This window comes from Streptomyces misionensis (assembly GCF_007896895.1).
In the GTDB taxonomy this organism is placed as follows: domain Bacteria; phylum Actinomycetota; class Actinomycetes; order Streptomycetales; family Streptomycetaceae; genus Streptomyces; species Streptomyces misionensis_A.
In genome coordinates this window covers 18,400-27,469 of the sequence record NZ_VOGW01000181.1, presented here as the reverse complement: position 1 = coordinate 27,469, position 9,070 = coordinate 18,400, and the positions used below count along the sequence as shown (strand labels likewise).

General features: G+C 71.2%; 8 protein-coding genes. All 8 read right to left on the bottom strand.

What is annotated here, in order from left to right:
- Positions 1-245 precede the first annotated feature (245 nt).
- Complete coding sequence (locus FRZ03_RS30615) at positions 246-716, bottom strand: Dps family protein (RefSeq protein WP_146468343.1); 471 nt, start codon at positions 714-716, stop codon at positions 246-248.
- A gap of 253 nt (positions 717-969) precedes the next feature.
- A complete protein-coding gene (locus FRZ03_RS30610; RefSeq protein ID WP_146468342.1) occupies positions 970-1,344 on the bottom strand; it encodes a helix-turn-helix domain-containing protein in 375 nt (124 codons plus the stop codon).
- A gap of 109 nt (positions 1,345-1,453) precedes the next feature.
- Positions 1,454-1,999 carry a CinA family protein gene (locus FRZ03_RS30605; RefSeq protein ID WP_146468341.1) on the bottom strand — a complete coding sequence of 182 codons (546 nt, stop codon included), beginning with the start codon at positions 1,997-1,999 and terminating at the stop codon, positions 1,454-1,456.
- Positions 1,996-2,766 (bottom strand): CDP-diacylglycerol--glycerol-3-phosphate 3-phosphatidyltransferase, encoded by a 771-nt coding sequence (pgsA, locus tag FRZ03_RS30600; protein WP_146468340.1) that lies wholly within the window; start codon positions 2,764-2,766, stop codon positions 1,996-1,998. Before pgsA ends, FRZ03_RS30605 begins: the two co-directional genes overlap by 4 nt.
- On the bottom strand, positions 2,763-4,235 hold the full coding sequence (gene rimO, locus FRZ03_RS30595; RefSeq protein ID WP_146468339.1) for a 30S ribosomal protein S12 methylthiotransferase RimO: 1,473 nt from the start codon (positions 4,233-4,235) through the stop codon (positions 2,763-2,765). Before rimO ends, pgsA begins: the two co-directional genes overlap by 4 nt.
- 92 nt (positions 4,236-4,327) lie before the next feature.
- Positions 4,328-5,170 (bottom strand): helix-turn-helix domain-containing protein, encoded by an 843-nt coding sequence (locus FRZ03_RS30590; RefSeq protein ID WP_146468338.1) that lies wholly within the window; start codon positions 5,168-5,170, stop codon positions 4,328-4,330.
- A gap of 295 nt (positions 5,171-5,465) precedes the next feature.
- On the bottom strand, positions 5,466-8,207 hold the full coding sequence (locus tag FRZ03_RS30585) for a DNA translocase FtsK (RefSeq protein ID WP_186785708.1): 2,742 nt from the start codon (positions 8,205-8,207) through the stop codon (positions 5,466-5,468).
- Between the two features lie 123 nt (positions 8,208-8,330).
- Positions 8,331-9,008, bottom strand: a complete 678-nt coding sequence (locus FRZ03_RS30580) for a response regulator (protein ID WP_146468336.1) — start codon at positions 9,006-9,008, stop codon at positions 8,331-8,333.
- Positions 9,009-9,070: the final 62 nt, after the last annotated feature.

Sequence of the window (9,070 nt, the reverse complement as noted above, 5' to 3'; positions counted from 1 at the left end):
ACGGCCGCTTCCAGTACGCCCACGCCCTGCCCCAGGGCGAGCCGCAGCACGGCCCACCACCACACCGCGCCGCATCCCAGCGCCACCGTCCGGCGCACCGTACGCCCGGTCATGCCCGCCACCACCTTCCGCCGGACGCCGCCCCGCCGGGCCCGCCGCGCGCGCACGGCGCGTCCCGGGCTCGTGGTCGCGGCGCCGGGCCGCCGGCCCAGCCCGTAGCGGGCCCCGAGCCGCACCGGCAATCGCTACGCGTTCTCCGCCTGGAACATCCAGTGGTGCTTCTCCAGGTCCGCGGTGATCCGGATGAAGATGTCCTGGGTGACCGGGTCCGGCTCCGCCGTGGCCCGAACCCGCTCCCGCATCCGGCCGATCACCGCGCCGAGGGCGTCCACCATCGCGCCGACCGCGTCCCCGTCCTTGATCCAGCCCGACGGGGTGGTCTTGATGCCGCTGCCGGAGGCGACCGTCGAGGCGCGGCCGTCGGGCGGGATGCCCAGCGCCGAGGCGCGCTCGGCCACCGTGTCGGAGTGGGTGCGGGCGGAGGCGACGACCTCGTCCAGCTGAAGGTGGACCGACCGGAAGCGGGGCCCGACTATGTTCCAGTGGATCTGCTTGCCGGCCAGGGACAGGTCCACCAGATCGACCAGGGCGCCCTGCAATGCCTCGGACACGGTCTTCAGATCCGCGTCGGCCAACGGGCTCTTCACGACGTACATCCGCTTCCTCCGGCGGTCCGGCGGCCCTCGCGGCCGTCACGTCCCTCCACCATGACCGCCCGGCCGGATACCGGCAAACGGACGCATACGGGACAGACACCATGCGTCACCGAAGAACCATCGCCCCCAGTTCCCCCAAGAGCACCGCGCAGGGGTCCGGGCACAGCACGAGGCCCCGGCCGGGGCTCCCGGATCGATCCCGGGAGCCCCGGCCGGGGCCTCACCTGTGTCTGTCGGTCGTACCGCCGGAACCTCAGGCGGCGACCACGTCCACCGCCTTCGCGGGCGCCTTGATGGTCACCCGTTCCGGTGGCACACCGGTCACCGAGACAGAACCCAGCATCGGACGGACCGGCGTGGGCACGGGCTCGGCGGCCGCGGCGGACTGGGCCAGCTCGGCGAGCGCCAGCTCGTCGCTCACTTCTCGCATGAGTTCCGACATCCGTACGTCCAGCGCGTCGCAGATGGCGGAGAGCAGCTCGGAGGAAGCCTCCTTCTGCCCCCGCTCCACCTCAGAGAGATAGCCGAGTGAGACTCGGGCGGACGAGGAGACTTCGCGCAGAGTACGGCCCTGGCGTTGGCGCTGCCGACGCAGCACGTCACCCAGCAGGCGACGGAGCAGAATCATCGGTGGCTCCCTCCTCGGACCGCGTAGCCGCATCCTTCACGCCCCACCGTACCGCCTCGCGCTGCGGCCGTGCGGGGAGCGATGTCGTGTTCACTCAGGGCTGCAAACATCAAAACCCCCCGTTCCGTTCCGTATCCTGTGCCCGCTCATTCCCATACTGTTCGCCCGCAAGCTGCTCCAGGAGCAGTGCGAGTACGCTCCGTACACTCTCCATACGAATTTCCGTACGGCTGCCGTTCAACCGCAGGGCCTCCACTTTTCCGCCACCGGCGGAACGAGCGGCGACTGTCAGCGGTCCGTCCACGGCCACGAAGACCGTGCCGACCGGTTGGCCGTCCTGTGGGTCGGGGCCGGCGACCCCGGTGGTCGCGAGGCCCCAGTCGGCCCCCAGAGCCTTCCGCACCCCGGCCGCCATCTGGCCCGCGACCTGCGGGTCCACCGCTCCCTGCCGCTCCAGCAGGGTGGCGTCGACGCCCAGTAGCCGGTGCTTCAGCTCGGTGGCGTAGGCGGTGACCGAGCCCCGGAACACCTTGGACGCTCCGGGTACCGCGGTGATCTCCGCCGCGACCAGGCCACCCGTGAGCGACTCGGCGACCGCGAGGGTCTCGCCCCTCACCGTCAGTAGTCTCACCAGGTCGGTGGCCGGAGAACTCACGCTTCCTTCTCCTCCAACGCCGCCGCGCGCTCGGCGATTCCCCGCCGGCGCAGCACAATGGCCTGTCTTACATAGTCGAGACCGGTGGCAACCGTCAGTACGACCGCCGCCGCCATCACCCAGAACCGCAGAGTGGCCAGCCATCCCGTCAGCGCCAGCACATACATCCCGACCGCCACACCCTGCGTGAGCGTCTTCAGCTTGCCGCCGCGACTGGCCGGGATCACGCCATAACGAATGACCAGAAAACGCAGCAGGGTGATGCCGAGTTCCCGGCCGAGGATCACGACCGTCACCCACCACGGCAGATCACCGAGGGACGACAGACAGATCAGCGCCGCCCCCATGATCGCCTTGTCGGCGATGGGGTCAGCGATCTTCCCGAAGTCGGTGACCAGGTTGTAGGTGCGCGCCAGATGCCCGTCGAACAGGTCGGTGATCATGGCGATGGCGAAGGCCGCCCAGGCGAGGGAGCGCCAGGCCGGGTCGTACCCGCCGCCCGCCAGCATCAGCGCCACGAAGCCCGGAACCAGCACCAGCCGGAGCATGGTCAGCAGATTGGCGACGTTCCAGACGCTCGCCTGGTTGACCGCCGCGGCGGTGATCTTCCCGCCGCGTGCGGGCCGCCCGTCGGCCGTGGAACCGGCGCCGGGAACGGATTCGGGTGCGGAACCGGAGACCTCGGAAGCCACGCCGTCGGCGGCGGCACCCCGGGCGCCGTGCGCACCGGAGGAGCCGCCCGCGGCGGATGCCGGGACTCCGGTCATCTGCCCGCCTCCTCACTACACGCGAGCGAGCCGGTCAGCGGCTCGGCCACCAGGTCGACACCCTCCGTACCGACCACCTTCGCCTCGACCATACGTCCCACGGCAAGGCCCTCGCCGCTCGTGAGCAGCACCTGGCCGTCGGTCTCGGGCGCCTGGTGCGCGGCGCGGCCGTACACGCCCTCCTCGTCGTCCACCGACTCGACCAGGACGTGCACGCTCTCGCCGACGCGCTCCTCGGCGCGCTGCGAGACCAGTTCCTCGGCGAGCCGGGAGATGTGGGCCAGGCGCTCGGCGACGACGTCCTCGTCCAGCTTGTCGTCGTAGGTGGCGGCCTCGGTGCCCTCCTCGTCGGAGTAGCCGAAGACGCCGATGGCGTCCAGGCGGGCGCCGTTCAGGAACCGCTCCAGCTCCGCCAGGTCCGCCTCGCTCTCGCCGGGGAAGCCGACGATGAAGTTGGAGCGCACGCCGGCCTGGGGGGCCTTGGAGCGGATGGTGTCGAGCAGCTCCAGGAAGCGGTCGGTGTCGCCGAAGCGGCGCATCGCGCGCAGCACGCCGGGCGCGGAGTGCTGGAAGGAGAGGTCGAAGTACGGGGCGACCTTGGGCGTCGAGGTCAGCACGTCGATCAGCCCGGGGCGCATCTCGGCGGGCTGGAGGTAGCTGACCCGGATCCGCTCGATGCCGTCGATCCCGGCCAGTTCCGGCAGCAGGGACTCCAGCAGGCGGATGTCGCCCAGGTCCTTGCCGTAGGAGGTGTTGTTCTCGGAGACCAGCATGATCTCCTTCACGCCCTGCTCGGCCAGCCAGCGCGACTCGTTGAGCACGTCGCTGGGCCGGCGGGAGATGAAGGAGCCGCGGAAGGACGGGATGGCGCAGAAGGAGCAGCGCCGGTCGCAGCCGGAGGCGAGCTTCACCGAGGCCACCGGGGCGCCGTCCAGACGGCGGCGCAGGGGCGCGCGGGGGCCGGAGGCGGGCGCCACGCCCTCCGGGAGGTCGGCGGGGCCGTGGCCGGGCAGCGCGACGGCGGCCGCCGAGTCCTGGCGCTCGGCCGGGCTGATCGGCAGCAGCTTGCGGCGGTCGCGCGGGGTGTGGGAGGCGTGGATGCCGCCGGACAGGATGGTCTGCAGGCGGTCGGAGATGTCCGCGTAGTCGTCGAAGCCGAGCACGCCGTCGGCCTCGGGCAGCGCCTCGGCGAGCTCCTTGCCGTACCGCTCGGCCATGCAGCCCACCGCCACGACGGCCTGGGTTCTGCCGTGGTCCTTGAGATCGTTGGCCTCGAGGAGGGCGTCGACGGAGTCCTTCTTGGCGGCTTCGACGAAGCCACAGGTGTTGACCACGGCGACGTCGGCGTCCGCGGCGTCCTCGACGAGCTGCCAGCCGTCCGCCTCCAAACGGCCTGCGAGCTCCTCGGAGTCCACCTCATTACGAGCGCAGCCGAGAGTGACGAGTGCGACGGTACGGCGTTCAGGCATGGGCTCAAGACTACTTTGTCTCACCGGCAGCCCATGTCGACGGGGTTGGCCGAACCCGGCCGACCCCGTCGGCGACGCGCCGCCGCGGGCGGTCAGCCCGCTACCGGGTCGCCCTTGGTGTAGGTGAGGCGCTCCACGGCGCCGGGCCGGAAGTTGTCCTCGATCTTCTTGCCGTTGACGTACAGCTCGATCGCGCCGGCGTCCCCGAGGATGAGGTTGATCTTGGTGTTGTCCTGGAAGGTCTTGGACTGCCCCTTGTCCAGCAGGCCGTCGAAGAGCATCCGGCCGTTGTGGTCCTTGGCCGAGATCCAGCTGCGTCCGTTGGGCGCGCTGACCTGGACGGTCACCTTGTCCTGCGGGGCGGCCGCGATGGCGCTGTCGGTGGGCTCGGGGGTCGGGTCGGCGGGCTTGTCCCTGGTCGGCGCGGGCGAGGCCGCCTTGCTGGCGGCGGGCCTGGAGCCCTCGGCCAGCTGCGACTTCGCGTCGCTGCCGCCGTCGCCGCCCTTGACGGCGGTGAAGCCGACGAAACCGATCACGACGACGATCGCGGCGACCATGGCCGCGGTCCAGTTCGGGCCGCGCCGCTCGGGGCGGATCCGCTCGGCCTCGAACAGGGGCGCGGCCGGGGTGGGCGCGGGCCGGCCGCCGTGCTCCGCGTCGTACTGGGCGACGAGCGGCTCGGGATCGAGGTGGACGGCCCTGGCCAGCGTGCGGATGTGGCCGCGCGCGTACACGGCGCCGCCACAGGGGCCGAAGTCGTCCGCCTCGATGGCGTGCACGATGGCGAGGCGGACACGAGTGGCGTTGCTGACGTCGTCCACGGTGAGCCCGGCCGCGATCCGCGCCTGCTGGAGGGCACGGCCGACGGGGATTCGGGCTTCCTGGGACTCGTCTGGGAAGGGACGCTCGTCTTCAGGGGAGTTGCCGATGGACACGGGGGCGCCTTTCGAGCGTGTAGCCACCTGTGCTGGAAGCTCAGTCTAGGGGGGGTACGAAAGGGTGGGGCAACCGGGCGGTACGACTTTCTACGCCATCGGAATGGCCCGACAATCCGGTGGCTTGACAGGCGCGTGCCCCGCAACGGGAGGCTCACCCGTCCTCTCGCTCAACTTGACGTGGGACAAAGGGAAACGGTTGCCCGCCGCTCTCTAACGGGTGGATCACGACGACGGTCGAGCACGGCGGGGCCGCCGCCCGGCAGACCTCGCGTGAACCGGGCGGCTCTTCGTACTATCCCTCAGTCTCACCGCGGATCAGGGCGAGCACGCCGTCCAGTTCATCCGGTTTCACCAGAACGTCACGCGCCTTGGAGCCCTCACTGGGGCCCACGATGTTGCGGGACTCCATGAGGTCCATGAGCCGGCCGGCCTTGGCGAAGCCGACGCGCAGCTTGCGCTGGAGCATGGACGTGGAGCCGAACTGGGTGGAGACGACCAGCTCGGCCGCCTGGCACAGCAGGTCGAGGTCGTCGCCGATGTCCTCGTCGATCTCCTTCTTCTGCTTGGTGCCGACCGTGACGTCGTCCCGGAAGACGGGGGTCATCTGCTCCTTGCAGTGCCGGACGACGGCCGCGACCTCCTCCTCGGTCACGAAGGCGCCCTGCATACGGGTCGGCTTGTTGGCGCCCATCGGCAGGAAGAGGCCGTCGCCCTTGCCGATCAGCTTCTCGGCGCCGGGCTGGTCCAGGATGACGCGGGAGTCGGCCAGCGAGGAGGTGGCGAAGGCGAGCCGGGAGGGCACATTGGCCTTGATCAGACCGGTGACCACGTCGACCGAGGGACGCTGGGTGGCGAGCACCAGGTGGATGCCGGCCGCGCGGGCGAGCTGGGTGATGCGCACGATCGCGTCCTCGACGTCGCGCGGGGCGACCATCATCAGGTCGGCCAGCTCGTCCACGATCACCAGCAGGTACGGGTACGGCTGGAGCTCGCGCTCGCTGCCCTCCGGTGGCTTGACCTTGCCCTCGCGCACGGCGCGGTTGAAGTCGTCGATGTGCCGGTAGCCGTAGGCCGCGAGGTCGTCGTAGCGCAGGTCCATCTCGCGCACCACCCACTGGAGCGCCTCGGCGGCCCGCTTGGGGTTGGTGATGATCGGCGTGATCAGGTGCGGGATGCCCTCGTAGGCGGTCAGCTCGACCCGCTTGGGGTCGACCAGGATCATCCGCACGTCCTCCGGTGTCGCCCGCATCATGATCGAGGTAATCAGACAGTTGATGCAGGACGACTTGCCGGAGCCGGTGGCACCGGCGACCAGCATGTGCGGCATCTTGGCCAGCGAGTGCATGACGTAGCCGCCCTCGACGTCCTTGCCGAAGGCGACCAGCATCGGGTCGTCGTCCTCGGCGGACTCCGCGAGGCGCAGCACGTCGCCGAGGTTGACCATCTCGCGGTCGGTGTTGGGGATCTCGATGCCCACCGCGGACTTGCCGGGGATGGGGCTGATGATCCGCACGTCGGGGCTGGCGACGGCGTACGCGATGTTCTTGGTGAGGGCGGTGATCCGCTCCACCTTGACGGCGGGGCCGAGTTCGACCTCGTAGCGGGTGACCGTCGGACCGCGGGTGAAGCCGGTGACGGCGGCGTCGACCTTGAACTCGGTGAAGACCTGGGTGAGCGCGGCCACTATGGCGTCGTTGGCGGCGCTGCGGGCCTTGCCCGGGCCGCCTCGCCGGAGCAGGTCCAGGGCGGGCAGCGCGTAGGTCACGTCCCCGGACAGCTGCAACTGCTCGGCCCGGGAGGGCAGGTCGCGGGGCTCGTCGGGGGCCTTCTTGGTGAGGTCGGGGACGACGGACCCGCTCGCGGTCTTCCGCTGCTCGGGGCGCGCGGCCGGGACCGGCTTGGTGGGCGGCTCGGGGGCCGGGACCGGGGTGGTCTCCTCGCGGTCGCCGACGCTGACGCCCTGGGTGAGGTCGGCGACCAGCGGGGAGGGCGGCATGCCGTGCAGGACGGCGCCGTCGAGCGCGGCGGCGGCAGCGGCGGCCACGTCCACGGCGTCCATCTGCCGCTGCGGGTCCGGCTGGGGCACCGCCGAGCGCCTGGGGCGGCCGCGGCGGCGGGTGAGGGCCTCTTCCTCGGCGCCCTCCGGGTCGTACACCTCGGGCGAGCGCTTGCGGGAGCGGGCGGGCAGCGCCTCGCGCCACTGCTCCTCGTAGCGCTCGTCGTCCTCGGTGAACGCCTCCGCCTCGTGGTCGTGCAGCACGCCCAGGCGCACGCCCAGGGCGCGCAGCCGCTGGGGTACGGCGTTGACCGGGGTGGCCGTGACCACGAGCAGCCCGAAGACGGTCAGCAGCACCAGCAGCGGCACGGCCAGCATCTCGGTCAGGGCGTACGTCAGCGGCGTGGCCGCGGCCCAGCCGATGAGTCCGCCGGCGTCCCTTATGGCCTGCATGCCGTCGCCGCGGGCGGGCGAGCCGCACGCGATGTGGACCTGGCCGAGCACGCCGATGACGAGCGCGGACAGGCCGATCACGATCCGCCCGTTGGCCTCGGGTTTCTCCGGATGCCGGATCAGCCGTACGGCGATCACCGCGAGCAGTATCGGCACCAGCAGGTCCAGCCGGCCGAAGGCGCCGGTGACCAGGACCTCCACCAGGTCGCCGACAGGGCCCTTGAGGTCGGCCCAGGTGCCGGCGGCGACGATCAGGGCGATGCCGAACAGCAGCAGCGCGACGCCGTCCTTGCGGTGGGCCGGGTCGAGGTTCCGCGCGCCCTGTCCTATGCCGCGGAAGACCGCGCCCACCGCGTGCGCGAGACCGAGCCAGAGCGCGCGCACCAGGCGGTACAGCCCCCCGGTGGGGCTCGGCGCCGGCTTCGGCGGGACCTTCTTCGCCGCGGCCTTCCTGGCGGGTGCCTTCTTGGCGGGCACCTTCTTGGCCGGGGCCTTCTTCACGACGGCCTTCCGCGCCGGAGCCTTCGCGGGAGCGACCGCCTTCTTCGCGGGCTGCTTCTTGGCTGCGGAGGGACGTGAGGCCATGGAGGTGAGGTTACCGGGGGAGACGACAGCGGACACGTGTGCCCACAGCTTCACCCGTTCGTGTCGCCCCGGCCGGGGCGCCGAACTGACGGGAACTCATGGGCAACCGGGCGCCGACGCGGATCAGTTGGGCGACGACAGCGCCGAGCCACCGGACCCGGTACCGGGCTCCAGGGCGTCGAGGGCGCGCCGCAACCCGGTGAGCTTGCGCTCCAGATGGGCCGCCGTGGCCACCGCGGCCGCGTCCGCCGAGTCGTCGTCCAACTGCTTGGACAGCGCCTCGGCCTGCTCCTCGACGGCCGCGAGCCGCGCGGACAGCTCGGCGAGCAGCCCGGCCGACTCCTTGCCGCCGACCGCGCCCTTGCCGCCCTCCAACTGGAGCCGCAGCAGCGCCGCCTGCTCGCGCAGCTGACAGTTCTTCATGTACAGCTCGACGAAGACCGACACCTTCGCGCGCAGCACCCACGGGTCGAACGGCTTGGAGATGTAGTCCACCGCGCCGGCCGCGTAGCCCCGGAAGGTGTGGTGCGGGCCGTGGTTGATCGCCGTGAGGAAGATGATCGGGATGTCGCGGGTCCGCTCGCGCCGCTTGATGTGCGCCGCCGTCTCGAAACCGTCCATGCCCGGCATCTGGACGTCCAGCAGAATGACCGCGAAATCGTCCGTGAGCAGCGCTTTGAGCGCTTCCTCCCCGCTCGATGCCCGCACCAGCGTCTGATCGAGCGCAGAGAGGATGGCCTCCAGCGCCAGCAGATTCTCCGGCCGGTCATCGACCAGGAGGATCTTGGCCTTCTGCACCATGGCCCGCCCTCCTCGCCCCGGCGGTACACCGGGCGCCGCCCCAGGGGACGACTCCCTTTCGC